This window comes from Tessaracoccus palaemonis (assembly GCF_019316905.1).
In the GTDB taxonomy this organism is placed as follows: Bacteria; Actinomycetota; Actinomycetes; order Propionibacteriales; family Propionibacteriaceae; genus Arachnia; species Arachnia palaemonis.
Window position 1 is genome coordinate 1,472,173 of sequence record NZ_CP079216.1, and the last position, 16,486, is coordinate 1,488,658.

Genomic DNA, 16,486 nt, shown 5'->3' on the forward strand with positions numbered 1-16,486 from the left:
CGGATCCGACGGATGGGGGAGTCTCCGGTCGGTGGTTCAGCCGGTGGGGCGGAAGTTGATGGAGGTGGTGTCCATGATCCAGCCGCGGATCGGCTGCTTCTCGGGCGGCGGATGAGTCGGCGGGGGTATCTGGTCGGGGATGTCGCGTTCGATGGGCAGCCCGTGGCGGTTCGTGAACCGCAGCCCGGCCGGGGCACCGGGATCACCGGCGATGGTGAACTCTCCCTGGTGGTGTTCCCGGTGATGCCTGGAACACAACGAGATCAACGTGTCCATGTCCGTGGGACCACCCTCGGACCAGTGATGCAGGTGGTGGTTCTCCAGGAACCCGGCGACGGTGCAGCCCGGGAACCGGCAGCCACCGTCACGATCCTCGATCAACCGCCTGGTCCGCTCCGGCACGATCCGCATACTCCGGCCCACCGAGACCGGCTTCGCATCCCGGGTCCAGACAGGCTTCAGCGTGCCGTCGCAGGTCAGCTTCTTCATCAGCCGTGACGGCAACGAGCCACGTTTGTTGATCCACCCGTTCCCGTCGGCATCCAGATGCACCAGCACCCGGTAATGCTCCCGGCGGGACGCCGGCCGGGCCTGATGCAGGCTGCGCGACGCGCACTCCACCAGCCCGTCCGCCAGCGTCGCGTCCGGGTCCCCAGCGGTGAACAGCGCGTCCTTGGCTTCACGGATGGCCTGCTCCACCAGCGCCCCGTCCAGCGGGTTCGCGTCGAACCGCAACACGAACCGCCCCTCCTGGAGGCTCATCTGCAGTCTGGGTGCGTCGTCGACCGGCGCCACGGGCTCGGGAGGATCCTCGACCGGTCCCGGGGTGCCGGGCTCGAACAGGTACTTCGGCAACACGCGGCGCAACTGCGACACCGTCGCGGCCTCCACGAACTCGGTGACCGATTCGGCATAGGCGGCCGGCACATGGCGGGCGACGACGACCATCTGATCCAGACTCACGGTCCCCCGCGCGAGGCGGGCCTCCAACTCGGGGAAGTCGCCCTTCCGGCGAGCGACGGCCACGATGTCGGCGGCGCGGGAGGGGGAGACGGCTGTCATCAGTTGCAGCCAGTGCTCAGGGGACTTGATCCCGCCGCCGGACCAGCAGTTGGTTTCCAGCACCTCGACCATCAGATCCACCAGATCGGCGTTGAGTTGGGCGGCCTGGCCCGCGATGACGCCCGCGCGGCGGGAGGCGACCTCCCATGCGTCCGCTCCGGCGTCCCTCAACGAATCCATGTCTAATCATACACCCGTACGAATCCAAGGACGAGGGTTCCCACCCCCGAAAACCGTTCAAAGTCCGGCCCGCTTAGCGGCAGGCCGACTCGGCACCAGGTGGTTGGCTCGATCGTGAAGGGTGCCCGGCCGGGTGTCCGGCCGTCGCGGCGGGACGGGTAAGGTGGGGCCGGAGCGCGCATCTCTAGGAGGACTCGTTGTCGGATTCGTTCGTCCACCTGCACTGCCACACCGAGTTCTCCATGCTGGACGGTGCGGCCAGGGTCAAGGACCTCTTCAGCGGAGCCGAGCAGATGAAGATGCCGGCGCTGGCGATCACCGACCACGGCAACCTGTACGGGGCCTACGAGTTCTACAAGGCGTCCAAGGCCTTCGATGTGAAGCCCATCATCGGGCTCGAGGCGTACCTGACGCCCCGCACGCACCGCTCCGAGCGAAAGCGGGTCCAGTTCGGCGACGGCACGGGCGACGACGTCGCCTCCAAGGGCGCCTACACCCACATGACGATGTGGGCGGCCGACAAGGTCGGCATGCACAACCTTTTCAAGCTGTCGACGTACTCGTCCCTGGAGGGCTTCTTCTACAAGCCTCGCGCCGACCGGGAGCTCCTCAACACCTATGGCAAGGGGCTGATCGCCACCACCGGCTGCCCGTCCGGCGAGGTCCAGACGTTCCTCCGGCTCGGCCAGTACGACAACGCCGTGGCCGCCGCCGCCGAGTTCCGCGACATCTTCGGCGAGGGCAACTTCTACGTCGAGCTGATGGACCACGGCCTCGAGATCGAGACCCGGGTGCGTCAGGGCCTGCTGCAGGTCGCCAGGGACCTGAGCCTGCCGCTGGTCGCCACCAACGACCTCCACTACGTGCACGCCGACGACGCCGACTCGCACGACACCCTGCTGTGCGTCTCCGCCGGCTCCCGCAAGGCGCAGGCGGACCGGTTCCGCTTCGACGGCAACGGCTACTACCTCAAGAGCCCCGAGGAGATGCGGCACCTCTTCCGCGAGTTCCCCGAGGCCTGCGACAATACCCTGGCGATCGCCGAGCGCGTCGAGACGAGCTTCGACGAGGGCATCGGCACGTACATGCCGCGCTTCGATGTCCCCGAGGGGGAGACCGAGGAGTCCTGGTTCCGGAAGGAGGTCGACCGGGGACTGCACTTCCGCTACCCGAACGGCATCCCCCGGGAGGTCCTCGACCGTGCCGAGTTCGAGACCGGGATCATCGTCCAGATGGGCTTCTCCGGCTACTTCCTCGTCGTCGCGGACTTCATCAACTGGGCCAAGCACAACGGGGTCCGCGTCGGCCCCGGCCGAGGCTCCGGAGCTGGCTCGATGTGCGCGTACGCCATGCGCATCACCGACCTCGACCCGCTCGAGCACGGCCTGCTCTTCGAGCGCTTCCTCAACCCCGAGCGCGTCTCGATGCCCGACTTCGACATCGACTTCGACGACCGCCGCCGCGGCGAGGTCATCACCTACGTCACCGAGAAGTACGGCAGCGAGTACGTCGCGCAGATCATCACATACGGCTCCATCAAGGCGAAGGCCGCCGTCAAGGACGCCGCCCGCGTGCTCGACATGCCCTTCGCCATCGGTGAGCAGATCACCAAGGCCATGCCCCCGGACGTGATGGGCAAGGGTGTCCCGCTCGGCGACCTCTTCAACGAGGAACACAAGCGCTACGCCGAGGGCGCCGAGTTCCGCGAGCTCTACCAGTCCAACGCCGACGTGCGCACGGTGGTCGACACAGCCCGCGGCATCGAGGGCCTGAAGCGCCAGTGGGGCGTGCACGCCGCCGGCGTCATCATGAGCCGGGCCCCCATCGCCGACGTCGTGCCGCTCATGAAGCGCGAGGCCGACGGCGCGATCATCACGCAGTTCGACTACCCGGGCTGCGAGTCCCTCGGCCTGATCAAGATGGACTTCCTGGGCCTGCGCAACCTCACGGTGCTGGCCGACGCGCTGCACAACATCGAGCTGAACCGTGGCACCGAGGTGGAGCTCGAGAGCCTCGCGCTCGACGACGAGAAGACGTTCACCCTGCTCCAGCGGGGCGACACTCTCGGCGTGTTCCAGCTCGACGGCGGCCCCATGCGGGCGCTGCTGCGCTCGATGCAGCCCGACTGCTTCGACGACATCTCCGCCGTCGGCGCGCTCTACCGGCCGGGCCCGATGGGCGCCGACTCGCACAACAAGTACGCCCGGCGCAAGACGGGGCGCGAGCCCGTGGAGCCGATCCACCCGGAGCTTGCCGAGCCGCTGGAGTCGATCCTGGGCGAGACCTACGGCCTGATCGTGTACCAGGAGCAGGTCATGGCCATCGCACAGAAGCTCGCCGGCTACACGCTCGGCGGCGCGGACATGCTCCGCCGCGCGATGGGCAAGAAGAAGAAGTCCGAGCTGGACAAGCAGTACGAGACCTTCTCGGCCGGCATGATCGAGCGCGGCTACTCCAAGGACGCCATCAAGACGCTGTGGGACATCCTGCTGCCGTTCTCCGACTACGCCTTCAACAAGGCCCACTCGGCCGCCTACGGGCTCGTGTCCTACTGGACGGCCTGGCTCAAGGCCAACTACCCCGTCGAGTACATGGCGGCGCTGCTGCAGTCGGTCCGCGACGACAAGGACAAGTCGGCCCTCTACCTGGCCGAGTGCCGTCACATGGGCATCGAGGTGCTTCCTCCGGACGTGAACTCCTCGGAGGTGGCCTTCACCCCGGTGGGTGAACACATCCGCTTCGGCATGGGTGCGGTGCGCAACGTGGGCGACAAGGTGGTGACGGCCTGGGTCGAGGAGCGCACGAAGCTCGGCCCCGCGAAGGACTTCTACGACTTCCTGGACAAGGCTCCGCTGCTGATGTGCAACAAGCGCGTCGTGGAGTCGCTGGTCAAGGCGGGCGCCTTCGACGAGCTCGGCCACACGCGCCGGTCCCTGATGGGGATCTTCGAGGCAGCGGTGGACTCGATCATCGACCTCAAGAAGAACGCCGAGAACGGCCAGGACGGCTTCGACTTCGGCTTCGACGACGGGGCGGGCGCCGACGAGGCCAGCCCGCTGCACGAGGCCGTCCCGGACGTCGACGAGTGGGACCGCCGCACCAAGCTGGCGTTCGAGCGGGAGATGCTCGGCCTGTACGTCTCCGACCATCCGCTCAACGGGCTCGAACACGTGCTGCAGGCCAACAGCGACCGATCCATCGCCTCCGCCGTCGCCGAGGACGGCTACCGCGGCAACACCAAGCTGTGCGGACTGATCACCTCGGTCAACCGTCGCGTGAACAAGGCCGGCAACATCTGGGCGCAGGTGGTTCTCGAGGATCTCGGCAACTCGATCGAGGTCACGGTGTTCCCACGGGTCTACGACCAGGTCGCGATGCACCTCGCGCCGGACACCATCGTGGCCGTCGACGGCGTCGTCGAGTCCGGCGAGGACAGGGGACGCATGCGAGCGCAGAACGTCATCGCCCCGCATGTCAGCGCTGAGGGCAACGTCGGGCCGCTCGCGTTGACCCTGCCCGCCGTGCGCTGCACGCCGGGCGTGGTCGGCAGGCTCAAGTCGATCCTCGCGCAGTACCCCGGCGCGGCCGAGGTCCACCTCAATCTCCGGACGGGGGAACAGATCAAGACGTTCCGGCTCGGCGACGGCTTCCGCGTCGAGCTCACCTCTGCGCTGTTCGCCGACCTCAAGGCCGTGCTCGGCCCATCGTGTGTCGGCGTCGGGAGGGAGAGCTCGTGACAGGCACAGAGGAGATCGTCACCGCCCCCCGCAACCCCGGGCAGCTGGCGCTCCTGTGGGACCGGACGCTGTGGCGGCTCATCGTCTACATCGCCGGCTCCGTGGTGCTCGGCGCCGCGGCGGGACTCCTGTGGTCCGCCGTGACGCCCCGGGCCAGTTACACCGTGCTGGAGGATCTGTCCGCGTCCATCTCGGAGCGCGGCCAGGCGGAGATCGTCGCGGCGGATGCCACGTTCACGTTCATCACGGCCCTGCTGGGCCTGCTCGTCGGTGTCCTCGGCTGGCTGATGCTGCACCGTCGCGGTTGGTGGGTCATCGTCGCCACCCTCGTTGCGGCCATCGCCGCGTCGGTGATGGCGTGGCGCTTCGGGGTCAGCGTCGGTCCGCACGATTTCGTGGAGCGGCTCGCCTCGGCGGGAGCCGGGGATGTGGTGGAGGTGGACCTGACCCTCCGGTCGATGTCCGCGCTGCTGATCGCCCCGTTCGCTGCGATCATCCCCATCATGCTCCTGTCCGCGTTCTGGCCTGAGGCCGCCGGCGATCAGGACGAGGCGACGGTCGCACTAGACTGACCGCGTGCTGAGAACTCTTGACCTGACAGGCGTCGACGGTGCCTACCGGACCCTCCTGCCGCGCGGTAGTTTCGACGTGGAGGCCGCGGTCGCCGTCGTGCATCCCATCGTCGCGGACGTCGCGGCTCGGGGAGCCGAGGCCCTGCTGGAGTACTCAGAGAAGTTCGACCACGTCGTCCCGCCGTCGCTGAGGGTCGGAGCCGCCGACCTCCGGAAGGCCGCCGACGACCTCGACCCGCAGCTGAAGGAGGCGTTCCTCGAGTCGATCCGCCGCCGCCGCGCGGTGGCCGGAGCGCTCGAGCTCGACCCTGACCCCGAGCCCGCAGTGCTCGCCGATGGCGCCAGCGTCGGGCTCCGCAACATCCCCGTCGAGCGCGTCGGCCTCTACGTGCCGGGTGGCCTCGCCCCGCTGGCCTCCAGCGTGATCATGAACGTCGTGCCCGCCCAGGTCGCCGGCGTCACCTCCATCGCGGTCGCCTCGCCCCCGCAGCGCGAGTTCGGCGGGCTGCCGCACCCCAGCATCCTCGCCGTCTGCGCACTGCTCGGCGTCGAGGAGGTCTATGCCGTCGGCGGCGCCCAGGCCATCGCCATGTTCGCGCATGGCGTCCAGGGCCTCTGCGATCCCGTCTCGCTCATCACGGGCCCCGGCAACATCTACGTCGTGGCGGCCAAGCGTCTCGTGCGCGGCCTGGTCGGCATCGACTCCGAGGCCGGTCCGACCGAGATCGCCGTCGTCGCGGATGACACCGCGGACCCGGCGTTCGTCGCCGCCGACCTCATCTCGCAGGCGGAGCACGACCCCATGGCGGCCTCCGTCCTGATCACCGACTCGACCGCGCTGGCCGAGAAGGTGGTCGCCGAGGTCGAGCGGCAGGTCGCCGGCCAGCTGCACGAGGAACGCATCAGCACCGCGCTGACCGGCCGGCAGTCCGCCGTCGTGCTCGTCCGCGACCTCGACCAGGCCGTCGCGGTCGCCGACGCCTACGCCGCCGAGCACCTCGAGATCCAGACGGCCGACGCCCCCGCGGTCGCCGCGCGCATCCGCAACGCGGGGGCGATCTTCGTCGGCGGCTACTCGCCGGTGTCGCTCGGCGACTACTCGGCCGGCTCCACGCACGTGCTGCCCACCGCGGGCTGCGCCTGCCACAGCTCCGGCCTGAACGTGCGCTCGTTCATGCGCACGGTCCACGTCATCGACTACTCGCAGGCTGGCCTGATGGAGCTGGCCGACGGCATCGAGAGGTTCGCGATGGCGGAGAACCTCCCCGGCCACGCGGCCGCCGTGTCCGTCAGGAGGCCGCGGTGAGCTTCTCGCTGAGCGACCTGCCGCTGCGCGAGGACCTGGTGGGCGAGGAGCCCTACGGCGCCCCGCAGCTCGACGTGCCCGTCGTCCTGAACGTCAACGAGAACCCGTACCCCCCGTCGCCGCTGATCCGGCAGGACATGGCGGCGGCGGTCGTGCGCGCCGCCGGGGGCCTGAACCGGTACCCGGACCGCGAGGCGCTCGGCCTGCGCACGGACCTGGCCGCGTACCTCGGCCACGGCCTGACCGCGGACCACATCTGGGCGGCCAACGGGTCCAACGAGGTCATGAGCCACCTGCTCACCGCCTTCGGCGGCCCCGGCCGCTCGGTCCTGACGTTCACCCCCACGTACTCCATGTACCCGGAGTACGCGCGCAACACGTTCACGGGCTACGTGACCGAGCCGCGCAACCCGGACTTCACGCTCACGGCGGAGCTCGTCCTCGACGCGGTGCGCCGGCACGAGCCGACCATCGTGCTGATCACGACGCCGAACAACCCGACCGGCACGTCGGTGGGCCTGGAGGTGTTCGAGGCCGTGCTGGAGGGCACCGAGGCCATCGTCGTGGCGGACGAGGCCTACCAGGAGTTCTCTGCCCGCCCGAGCGCGCTCGAGCTGCTGGCCGACCACCCCCGCCTCGTCGTGTCGCGCACCATGAGCAAGGCATTCGCGCTGGCGGGCGGCCGCGTCGGCTACCTGGCTGCACACCCCGCGATCGTCGACGCCTGCCGCATCGTCAGGCTGCCCTACCACCTCAGCGCCCAGACGCAGGCCGTCGCCCGCGTCGCGCTGGCCCACGCCGACGAGCTGCTCGCGCAGGTCCGATCGCTGGCCGCCGAGGCCCGCTCCTTCGAGGCGTGGGCCCGCGAGCACGGCTACGACGTCGTCGACTCGGAGGCCAACTTCACGCTCATCGGCCGGTTCCCGGACCGCCACCGCGTGTGGCAGGACCTCCTCGATCGCGGCATCCTCATCCGCGAGACCGGACCAGACGGGTTCCTGAGGGTCTCCGCAGGCACCCCCCAGGAGATGAACCTCCTCAAGCACGCGCTCGAGGACCTCGACCCCACCCGCGAAGGGAGCAGGCCATGAGCCGCACCGCCACCGTCACCCGAGCCACGAGCGAGTCCGAGATCACCGTCTCCATCGACCTCGACGGTACGGGAGCATCCACCATCTCGACCGGCGTCGGCTTCTACGACCACATGCTCACGGCGCTGGCGAAGCACTCGCTCATCGACATCGAGGTCGCCGCGACCGGGGACCTGCACATCGACGGCCACCACACCGTCGAGGACGTCGCCATCTGCCTCGGACGGGCCCTGAAGGAGGCGCTCGGCGACAAGTCCGGCATCCGTCGCTACGGGCACGCCGTGATCCCGCTGGACGAGGCCATCGCCGACGTCGTGGTCGACGTCGCCGGCCGCCCCTACGTGACCTGCGCAGGGGAGCCCGACGGCCAGGTCTACGCCCGCATCGGCGGCAGCGGCGTGCCCTACGCCGGCTCGATGACCTACCACGTGTTCGAGGCGCTGGCCCTGAACGCCGGCCTCTGCCTGCACCTGCGGCTGCTCGCCGGCCGCGACCCGCACCACATCGTCGAGGCCGAGTTCAAGGCCCTCGCCAGGGCGCTGCGCGAGGCCGTCGAACCCGACCCCCGCCAGTCCGGGGTGCCCAGCACCAAGGGAGCGCTGTGAGTCCCCGAGTCGGGCTCTTCGACTACGGCTCCGGCAACCTCCACTCGGCCCGTCGGGCGTTCGCCAACGCCGGGGCCGACGTCGTCCTCACCGGCGACCTCGACGAGCTGGCCGGCTGCGACGGACTCGTCGTACCGGGCGTCGGGGCCTTCGCGACCTGCATGACGGGGCTCAGCCAGGCAGCCGGAGTCGAGCTGATCCGCGACTGGGTCGCGTCCGGGCGGCCGCTGCTCGGCATCTGCGTCGGACACCAGGTGTTGTTCGAACAGGGAACCGAGCACGGCACGAGCGTCGCCGGCCTCGGGATACACCCGGGCACCGTGTCGCATCTGGCGGCCAGGCGGCTTCCGCACATGGGCTGGAACACCGTGGAGGTCCCCGACGGCTCGCGCCTGTTCGCCGGCGTCGAACGCAGCCGTTTCTACTTCGTGCACAGCTATGCGGCAGCTCCCGTCGCAGGCGCTGGGCTCGTGACGACCGCCAGGCACGAGGACGCCGTCTTCGTGGCCGCTCTGGAGAGCGGACCCGTGTCGTCGACGCAGTTCCACCCGGAGAAGTCCGGGGCCGCCGGGGCGAGGCTGATCTCCAACTGGCTCGGCCAGCTCTGAGGCATCCCGCCCCGCCCGCGAGCGGGCGGAATCAGGGGCGGCGTCCGCTAGGGTGACGTGTCGTGGAGAAGTTGCAGTTGTTGCCCGCCGTCGACGTGCAGGGCGGCCAGGCCGTCCAGCTGGTCCAGGGAGTCGCAGGCACGCAGAAGGAGTTCGGTGACCCGCTGGCCGCGGCGCTTCGCTGGCAGGAGGGCGGCGCATCCTGGCTCCACCTGGTCGACCTCGACGCCGCCTTCGGTCGCGGCTCCAACGCCGACCTGCTCCGCGACATCGTCGGCCACCTCGACCTCAACGTCGAACTGAGCGGAGGCATCCGCGACGACGAGACCCTCGAGCGGGCGCTGTCGACCGGCGCCCGTCGCGTCAACATCGGCACCGCCGCGCTGGAGAACCCGCAGTGGTGCGACCGGGTGGTCGGCACCTACGGCGACCGCGTCGCCATCGGCCTCGACGTGCGCGGCGAGAATCTCGCGGCGCGCGGCTGGACCACCGAGGGCGGCCCCTGGATGGAGACCCTCGACCGCCTGGTTGCGGCCGGCTGTGAGCGCTTCGTCGTGACCGATGTCAACTCCGATGGCATGCTGACCGGCCCCAACACCGAGCTGCTCACCGCAGTCGCGCGGCGCAGCGGCCGCAAGGTCATCGCGTCCGGCGGCATCGCCACCCTCGACAACCTCCGCGACCTGCGCGCGCTGGTCGACGACGGCATCGAAGGGGCGATCATCGGGACCGCGCTCTACGTCGGGCGGTTCACCCTCGCCGACGCGCTGGCCGTCGCGGAGGGCGACGCGTGATGTCGACCCCTCCGGCGAGCACCTTCGGGACCGTCGACGGCGTAGCGCTCCACACGCCGCCGCTGCTCGAGGGCCGCATCCGCGACCTGCTGGCCGGAAGCAAGATCGTCATGACCGGCGTCACCGGTTTCATCGGCGAGCAGATGCTCTGGACCGTGCTGAGCGAATGTCCCGACACGACCACCGGCGTCATCGTGCGGCCCAAGGGTTCCGTGACGGCCCAGCAGCGCGTCGCCTCGCTGCTGAAGAAGAAGATCTTCGCCGACCTCGTGGCCGAGGCAGGCTCGGTCGAGCAGCTGATGGCCGACCGTGTCCAGGTCATCCCGGGTGACCTGCCCGACGTGCCGGAGCTGCCGCGAGACACCGACGTGCTCGTCCACTGCGCGGGCGACGTGTCCTTCGACCCGCCCATCGACCAGGCTTTCCGGACCAACGTCCTGGGGGCGCGCTCGCTGCTGACGCGCCTGAGGGAGGCGTGCTCCGACGAGAACGGCGACCTCACGCGCATCCCGCACTACGTGCACATCTCCACCGCCTACACGGCCGGCCGGCGCCGCGGCGCCATCCCGGAGGCCGCGCACATCCACACGATCGACTACGAGGCCGAGACGCGGGCCGCGCTCGCGATGGCCGAGCACGTCGAGGCCAGGTCGCGCTCCGCCGAACAGCTCGCCGTGCTGCGCAAGGAGGCCGAGGCCGAACACCGCCAGGCCGGCTACCTCACCACCAGCGAGGACACCGAGCGCCGCCGCAAGGAGTGGGTCAAGGCCGAGCTGGTCAAGGCCGGCACCGAGCGCGCCCGCTCGCTGGGCTGGACGGACGTCTACACGTTCGCCAAGGCGCTGGGGGAGCGCGTCGTCGCCGACCTCGGATCCGAGTTCCGCGTCTCCGTGGTGCGCCCCGCGATCGTCGAGTCCTCCCTGCGGTTCCCCTACGCCGGGTGGATCGAGGGCTTCAAGATGGCCGACCCGATCATCCTCGCCTACGGCCGCGGCCAGCTGCCCGAGTTCCCCGCCTCGCCCGACGCCGTCATCGACATCATCCCCTGCGACTACGTCGTCAACGCGATCGTCGCAGTCTGCGCCACGCAGCCCGCGGTCGGCGAGCCCGAGTACTACCACCTGTCCTCCGGAGCCAGGAACCCGCTCACGTTCCGCGGCGTCTACGAGCAGGTGCGGCGCTACTTCTCGGAGCACCCCTACACCAGCGGCCAGGGGTCGACCCCGCTGGCGACCTGGACGTTCCCGGGGGCCGAGCCCGTCGAGAAGCTGATGTGGGTCGCCGACAAGGGCGTGAAGGTCGGGAACAGGCTGCTGAGCTTCGCCCCGCGCGGCCGGCGGACCCGCACGTGGGCGACCGCCCTGGACTCCTCGCGCAAGCAGCTCGACTTCCTCGGCAAGTACCTCAGCCTCTACGGCGAGTACCTCCAGTCCGAGCTGCACTTCGTCGACGACTGCACGCTGGCCCTGCACCGCTCGCTGCACGCCGACGACGCCGACCGCTTCGGTTTCGACTCCGCGGACTTCAGCTGGGACCACTACCTGCAGGACGTGCACATCCCGGCGATCACCGACCCCGTCAAGCGGCTCGAGGCGGCCCGTAAGCGGCGCAACGCCAGGTCCACGACGTACCGGGACCTGAAGCCCACCGAGCCCGGCACGGTGCTCGCGGCCTTCGACCTCGACGGCACCGTGATGGCCACCAACGTCGTCGAGACGTACCTGTGGGCTCGGCTGCCCGAACTCTCCCCGCTCCGCCGGGCCGCGGAGCTCGCCCGGGTCGCGGCGCAGCTGCCGCTCTACCTGGGCGCCGAGCGGCGCGACCGCGGCGTGTTCCTCCGCTCCATGTACCGCCGCTACGCGGGCGCCGACCTGGCCCGGTTGGAGGGCTTCGTCGACGACAGGCTGTCGCCGCTGATCCTCGACCGGATGTCGCCCGAGGCCATCCGACGGATCCGCGAGCACCGCGACGCCGGTCACACCACCATCCTGCTCACCGGCGTGATCCGCCCCCTGACGCGGCCCTTCGAGGGGCTCTTCGACACGATCGTCGCCGCGGAACTCGCGACGGACGCCGACGGGAAGTGCACCGGGTTCCTCAGCGGCCCCCCGATGGTCGGGGAGTCGCGTTCGGCGTGGCTGGCCCATTACGCGCAGCTGCACGGCATCGACCTGGCGAAGAGCTACGCCTACGCCGACAGCCACGTGGACTACCCGATGCTCCATGCGGTGGGCAACCCGGTCGCGGTCAGTCCCGACATCCCGCTCATGCGGGAGGCCAAACGCAAGGGCTGGTCGATCGTCGAATGGCCAGAGATGTCGCCGCTGCCGCGGCTGAAGATGTCGTGAACGGAAAGGACGACTGATGTCACGCCCAGGATTCGTGCTGGAGGTCGACGCCAAGACCCCGCCGCTCATGACGATGTCGGGGGCGCAGCTGCGCCTCGAACGGCTCGGCGTCGGGACGCGGGTGGTCTACGGGCCCGACGCCGACCGCTCAACCGACCCGGTCGGCCTGATCGACGCCGCGCTCCAGGCCCCGCTGGGGGCCGATCCGCTGGCCGCGCAACTGAGTCCCGCGACCAGGCTCACACTCGTGCTGCTCGACTCGGACGCCCCGCTGCCGCGGCCGTACTTCGACCCGAGGCGGACCCTCGCCGAGCGGGTGCTGGAACAGGCCGCGCGCGCCGGGGTTGATGACGTCGAGATCGTGGTCGCCAGCGGGCTGAGGCAGCGCTGGTCCGGCGCCCAGGTCACCCGGGTGCTCGGCGACCGCGTCGCCACCTCCTTCCTCCCCGACGACCTGATCAGCAGCCACGACGTGACGGCGGAGACGCTTGTCACCATCGGCGACATCGACGGGCACCCGGTCAGCGTCAACGCGCGCGTCGCGGACTCCGACCTGCTGGTCGTCATCGGCCTGCGCGCCGACCACACACACAGCTGCCCGCTCGCCGAGGGCATCACGGATCTCGCGACCGTCAAGCGGCTCGGCTCCGCCGAGGGGGAGCCCGAGTTCGGCCGCCAGGTCTGCGAGCTCATCGCCGGCCAGATCCCGGTCTTCTCCCTGGTCGCCGTCCTCGGCCAGCCGCTGCTCAGCCACTCGCTGCGGTTCGCGTCGCGGCGCGAGTGGGAGTGGGGGCTCGCCGACCGGCTCGCCTTCGCCGGCGCCCGCCAGACGGTCGCGGCGCTGCCCCGCCAGGGGGCCCAGCTCCTGCACGGCACCCCGCGCGCGGACTACGCCGTCATCGACGTCATCGGCGGCGCGCACACCGCGGTGATGGAGAACGCCCGCCAGGTGTGGCGGGCCGCCAACGGCGTGGAGGTCCCCGGCCCTGCCGACGTGCTGGTCACCCCCGTGTGGGGCGCCGCGATCGACGAGTCCGATCCCATCGGCAACCCGCTGGCCGCCGCCCGACATGCGCTTGTCACCCAGGCCGGATCGAACCTCGGCACCCCGTTCGTGCGCGAGGGCGGCGTGCTCATCGCCCAGCATCCGCTGCGGCACCGGTTCTCGAACCGGCGGCACAGCGCCGCGGCCGACTTCTTTGCGACCGTGCTGCCCCAGACGACCGACCCGGACGAGATCGCCGCGCGCTTCGAGCCCGCCGCCATCGACGACGAGTGGTATCTCGATCTGTACCGCAAGCGCTTCGCTCCGCACCCGCTGCGGGTGTTCCAGGACTGGTACGCCATCGCGCGCGCCACCGCCCCTCTTGCCGACGTGATCTGGGTCGGGGCCGACCGGCGCAGCGCCGCCGTGCTCGGGCACCGGGCCGCGAGCACCGCGGCCGACGCGCTGGAGATCGCGTCCGGGTCCGTGGGATTCAGCCCGTCCATCGCCATGCTCCGCGGCGTCGGGCTGGTCGTCGGGGACGTGAAGTGAGCAGGGATCTGCCCAGCTGGGCCCAGCGGCGCAGTACCCGGCCGCGCCCCCGGCTCACCCTCCCGGCCGACCTGCTGGCCGCGGCCCGCCAGTTGATCCTCCGGCAGCGGCCCGCGGGCGCTCCCGCGCGGACCCGCCTCTCGCGGGAGATGTCGCCGCGCGCCGAGTTGATCGGGCGGCATCTCCTGCTGCGGGTCCTGAGCCTGCGTTTCGACATCGAGTTCGTCGGGTCGGGGAACCTGGACGGGCTGCGTCAGCCCTTCGTGTTCGGCGCCAACGAGCAGGGGGCGATGGACTACCACCTGTTCAGGCTCTCGCTGCCCAAGCGTCTCCGCCCCACGATGATCGCCCCCTCGCGGGCCCTCGCCCGGGGGCGCAACGTCGTGGTTTTCACCGACGACCCGCAGGCGGGCCGCCTGGTGGGGGAGTTCTCGCCGGTGGCGGCCGGACTCGCGAACCAGCACAACGTCGCGATCGTGCCGATCGGCCTGGTCGGCACGTTCAAACTCAACGATCTGATCAAGCTGCCGGTGTCCACGAGGCCGAAGGTCTCCATCCGCATCGGTGCTCCCATCTATGTGCGGGGGCGGCGCATCTCGCAGGCGACCGCGGAACTTCAGGGCACCGTCGAGCAGCTCGTGCACGAGGGTGACCTCAGCTGGTGGGACGTGGAGAAGCGGCGCGTCGGCTCCAGCGGAGCCCCGACGCCCGAGCCGATTCCGCGCTGGCGCAGGCTCTGGGATCAGGCGGCCCCCGCCGAGCAGGACGCCCGGCGGATCTGGTCGTGACCGCTCCGGGGCGAGCCTCGGCCGGGGCCGGTAGTGTGGTGGCCATGGAGCCCTATGTCGAGCCGCATCTCACGTGGCGACTCCTCGAACCCTCCGACCTCGGCGAGTTGGAGGCCTTCGGTGGCCAGCTCGACGCTCTGGACAACTCGGTGCTCTCGGCCATGGGCAAGGAGATCCCGACCTCCACGGACACGATGGTCCCCGAGCTGACCATCGGCGGGTGGGACGCGTACCGCTCCCTGTCGGCCTACGGCGCCGCCTACCGCGACCCCTCCGGAGGGCGGGGGCTGCGACTGTTCCTGCTCGGCGGGGTGCACCCGGTGTACCGGCATCTCGGCATCGGCGGGAAGATCCTGCAGTGGCAGGTCAGCCAGGCGGCCACGTGGCGCGACGCCAACCACCCGGGGGAGCCTCTGTGGCTGGGCTGCTACTTCGAGCTGGGCCGACCCGGGCTGGACAGGATCGCCGGTCGACTCGGCTTCGCCCCGGAGCGCTACTACTACGACCTCGTGCGCGACCTCGACACGCTGCCCCGGGAGCGCGTGACGCCGGCCGGGGTGCGTATCGAACCGTTCTCCCCCCAGCACAGCGAGGAGGTCCGCGTGCTGCACAACGAGGCCTTCTCCTCCATCGGTGGCGGGGAGGTCGCCGCCGCCGACTGGGCCGCGCGCATCGCCGACGACGACTTTCGTGCCGAGTGGAGCTTTCTCGCCTTCGACGAGCACGACGCACTCATCGGCTACGAGATGAGCTCTGCAGACGTCAACGAGGAGACCGGCGCCCCGGCCGGCTGGACCGAGAGATTCGGAGTGCGGCCCCGGGACCGGGGACGTGGCGTCGCGCTGAAGCTGCTCAGCGAAGCGCTGCGTGCGATGCGCGCAGACGGCTGCCGTGAGGCGGGCATCGGCATCGACACGCCCGACGGGCTGGCCCTGTCCCGCCTCGTTGCCGACCTGGGCTACACGACGCGCGACGCCGTGCAGCTCCTGAGCAGGTCACTTCCCTGACGCTTCGGTAGGATCGACCGGTAGCAGTTAGCCAAGTTCCCATAAGACGAGAAGGTGGGGTCCGTATGAGCGGGCATTCCAAGTGGGCCACGACCAAGCACAAGAAGGCCGTGATCGACGCGAAGCGCGGCAAGCTCTTCGCCAAGCTGATCAAGAACGTCGAGGTCGCCGCGCGGCTCGGCGGCGGTGACATCTCCGGCAATCCCACCCTGTACGACGCGATTCAGAAGGCCAAGAAGTCCTCGGTCCCGAACGACAACATCGACCGCGCGGTCAAGCGCGGCTCCGGTGCGGAGTCCGGAGGCGCCGACTACGAGACGATCATGTACGAGGCATACGGCCCGGCCGGTGTCGCGATCCTGATCGAGTGCCTCACCGACAACCGCAACCGCTCGGCATCCGACGTCCGCGTGGCCGTCACCCGCAACGGTGGCACCATGGCCGACGTGGGCTCCGTCCAGCGGCTCTTCTCGAGGAAGGGCGTCGTCACCGTGCCGAAGGTCTCGGGCGGCAAGGAGATCTCCGAGGACGAGGTCCTCGAGGCGGCGCTGGAGGTCGGCCTCGAGGAGGTCAGCGACTCGGGCGACGAATGGGAGGCGCTCAGCGACCCCAACGACGTCGTGGAGGTGCGCAAGGCCATCGAGGCCGCGGGTCTGGACTACGACGCCTCGGAGGTGCAGTTCGTCGCGTCCTTCGACCAGAGTGTCGACTCCGTGGACGTGGCGTCGAAGATCTTCCGCATCATCGACGCGCTCGAGGACTCCGACGATGTCCAGAACGTCTACACGAACGTCGACCTGACCCCCGAGGTCGCTGCGGCGCTCGAGGACGAGGACTGAGCACCCTGCCAT

The 16,486-nt window shown here is 70.1% G+C and carries 13 protein-coding genes; 12 read left to right on the forward strand and 1 reads right to left on the reverse strand.

The window, feature by feature from the left end; all coding sequences use genetic code 11:
• Window positions 1–36: 36 nt before the first annotated feature.
• A complete protein-coding gene (locus tag KDB89_RS06615) occupies window positions 37–1,242 on the reverse strand; it encodes an HNH endonuclease signature motif containing protein (protein ID WP_219084041.1) in 1,206 nt (401 codons plus the stop codon).
• A gap of 242 nt (window positions 1,243–1,484) precedes the next feature.
• Here KDB89_RS06615 and dnaE point away from each other — a divergent pair, with 242 nt between their 5' ends.
• From dnaE to KDB89_RS06675, 12 genes are all read left to right on the forward strand, one after another.
• Complete coding sequence (gene dnaE, locus KDB89_RS06620) at window positions 1,485–4,979, forward strand: DNA polymerase III subunit alpha (protein WP_439654883.1); 3,495 nt, start codon at window positions 1,485–1,487, stop codon at window positions 4,977–4,979.
• Window positions 4,976–5,551: a hypothetical protein gene (locus KDB89_RS06625; protein WP_219084043.1), complete on the forward strand. Its 576-nt coding sequence runs from the start codon at window positions 4,976–4,978 to the stop codon at window positions 5,549–5,551. Before dnaE ends, KDB89_RS06625 begins: the two co-directional genes overlap by 4 nt.
• Window positions 5,552–5,555: 4 nt before the next feature.
• Entirely contained in the window at window positions 5,556–6,857 is a 1,302-nt protein-coding gene (gene hisD / locus KDB89_RS06630) for a histidinol dehydrogenase (protein ID WP_219084044.1), read from the forward strand.
• Window positions 6,854–7,948, forward strand: a complete 1,095-nt coding sequence (locus KDB89_RS06635; protein ID WP_219084045.1) for a histidinol-phosphate transaminase — start codon at window positions 6,854–6,856, stop codon at window positions 7,946–7,948. The genes hisD and KDB89_RS06635 overlap by 4 nt, the downstream gene beginning before the upstream one ends.
• Window positions 7,945–8,553 (forward strand): imidazoleglycerol-phosphate dehydratase HisB, encoded by a 609-nt coding sequence (hisB, locus tag KDB89_RS06640; RefSeq protein ID WP_219084046.1) that lies wholly within the window; start codon window positions 7,945–7,947, stop codon window positions 8,551–8,553. Before KDB89_RS06635 ends, hisB begins: the two co-directional genes overlap by 4 nt.
• On the forward strand, window positions 8,550–9,161 hold the full coding sequence (gene hisH, locus KDB89_RS06645) for an imidazole glycerol phosphate synthase subunit HisH (RefSeq protein ID WP_219084047.1): 612 nt from the start codon (window positions 8,550–8,552) through the stop codon (window positions 9,159–9,161). Before hisB ends, hisH begins: the two co-directional genes overlap by 4 nt.
• Before the next feature lie 62 nt (window positions 9,162–9,223).
• Window positions 9,224–9,955, forward strand: coding sequence for a bifunctional 1-(5-phosphoribosyl)-5-((5-phosphoribosylamino)methylideneamino)imidazole-4-carboxamide isomerase/phosphoribosylanthranilate isomerase PriA (gene priA, locus KDB89_RS06650; RefSeq protein WP_219084048.1), 732 nt, complete (start codon window positions 9,224–9,226; stop codon window positions 9,953–9,955).
• The gene (locus KDB89_RS06655; RefSeq protein WP_219084049.1) at window positions 9,955–12,303 is read left to right on the forward strand and encodes an HAD-IB family hydrolase; all 2,349 of its coding nucleotides are present in this window, start codon (window positions 9,955–9,957) and stop codon (window positions 12,301–12,303) included. Before priA ends, KDB89_RS06655 begins: the two co-directional genes overlap by 1 nt.
• A 16-nt stretch (window positions 12,304–12,319) precedes the next feature.
• Window positions 12,320–13,840, forward strand: coding sequence for a lactate racemase domain-containing protein (locus KDB89_RS06660; protein ID WP_219084050.1), 1,521 nt, complete (start codon window positions 12,320–12,322; stop codon window positions 13,838–13,840).
• Window positions 13,837–14,628: a lysophospholipid acyltransferase family protein gene (locus KDB89_RS06665; protein ID WP_219084051.1), complete on the forward strand. Its 792-nt coding sequence runs from the start codon at window positions 13,837–13,839 to the stop codon at window positions 14,626–14,628. The genes KDB89_RS06660 and KDB89_RS06665 overlap by 4 nt, the downstream gene beginning before the upstream one ends.
• Window positions 14,629–14,672: 44 nt before the next feature.
• The gene (locus KDB89_RS06670) at window positions 14,673–15,635 is read left to right on the forward strand and encodes a GNAT family N-acetyltransferase (protein ID WP_219084052.1); all 963 of its coding nucleotides are present in this window, start codon (window positions 14,673–14,675) and stop codon (window positions 15,633–15,635) included.
• A gap of 65 nt (window positions 15,636–15,700) precedes the next feature.
• Window positions 15,701–16,474, forward strand: a complete 774-nt coding sequence (locus KDB89_RS06675) for a YebC/PmpR family DNA-binding transcriptional regulator (protein WP_219084053.1) — start codon at window positions 15,701–15,703, stop codon at window positions 16,472–16,474.
• The last annotated feature ends 12 nt before the right edge of the window (window positions 16,475–16,486 follow it).

Bases quoted from the DNA above. Each gene is read 5' to 3' on its own strand.
- KDB89_RS06655 (WP_219084049.1), top strand. From the start codon at position 9,955: ATGTCGACCCCTCCGGCGAGCACCTTCGGGACCGTCGACGGCGTAGCG.
- KDB89_RS06675 (WP_219084053.1), top strand. From the start codon at position 15,701: ATGAGCGGGCATTCCAAGTGGGCCACGACCAAGCACAAGAAGGCCGTG.
- hisB (WP_219084046.1), top strand. From the start codon at position 7,945: ATGAGCCGCACCGCCACCGTCACCCGAGCCACGAGCGAGTCCGAGATC.
- KDB89_RS06660 (WP_219084050.1), top strand. From the start codon at position 12,320: ATGTCACGCCCAGGATTCGTGCTGGAGGTCGACGCCAAGACCCCGCCG.
- KDB89_RS06615 (WP_219084041.1), bottom strand. From the start codon at position 1,242: ATGGATTCGTTGAGGGACGCCGGAGCGGACGCATGGGAGGTCGCCTCC.
- dnaE (WP_439654883.1), top strand. From the start codon at position 1,485: ATGCTGGACGGTGCGGCCAGGGTCAAGGACCTCTTCAGCGGAGCCGAG.
- KDB89_RS06670 (WP_219084052.1), top strand. From the start codon at position 14,673: ATGGAGCCCTATGTCGAGCCGCATCTCACGTGGCGACTCCTCGAACCC.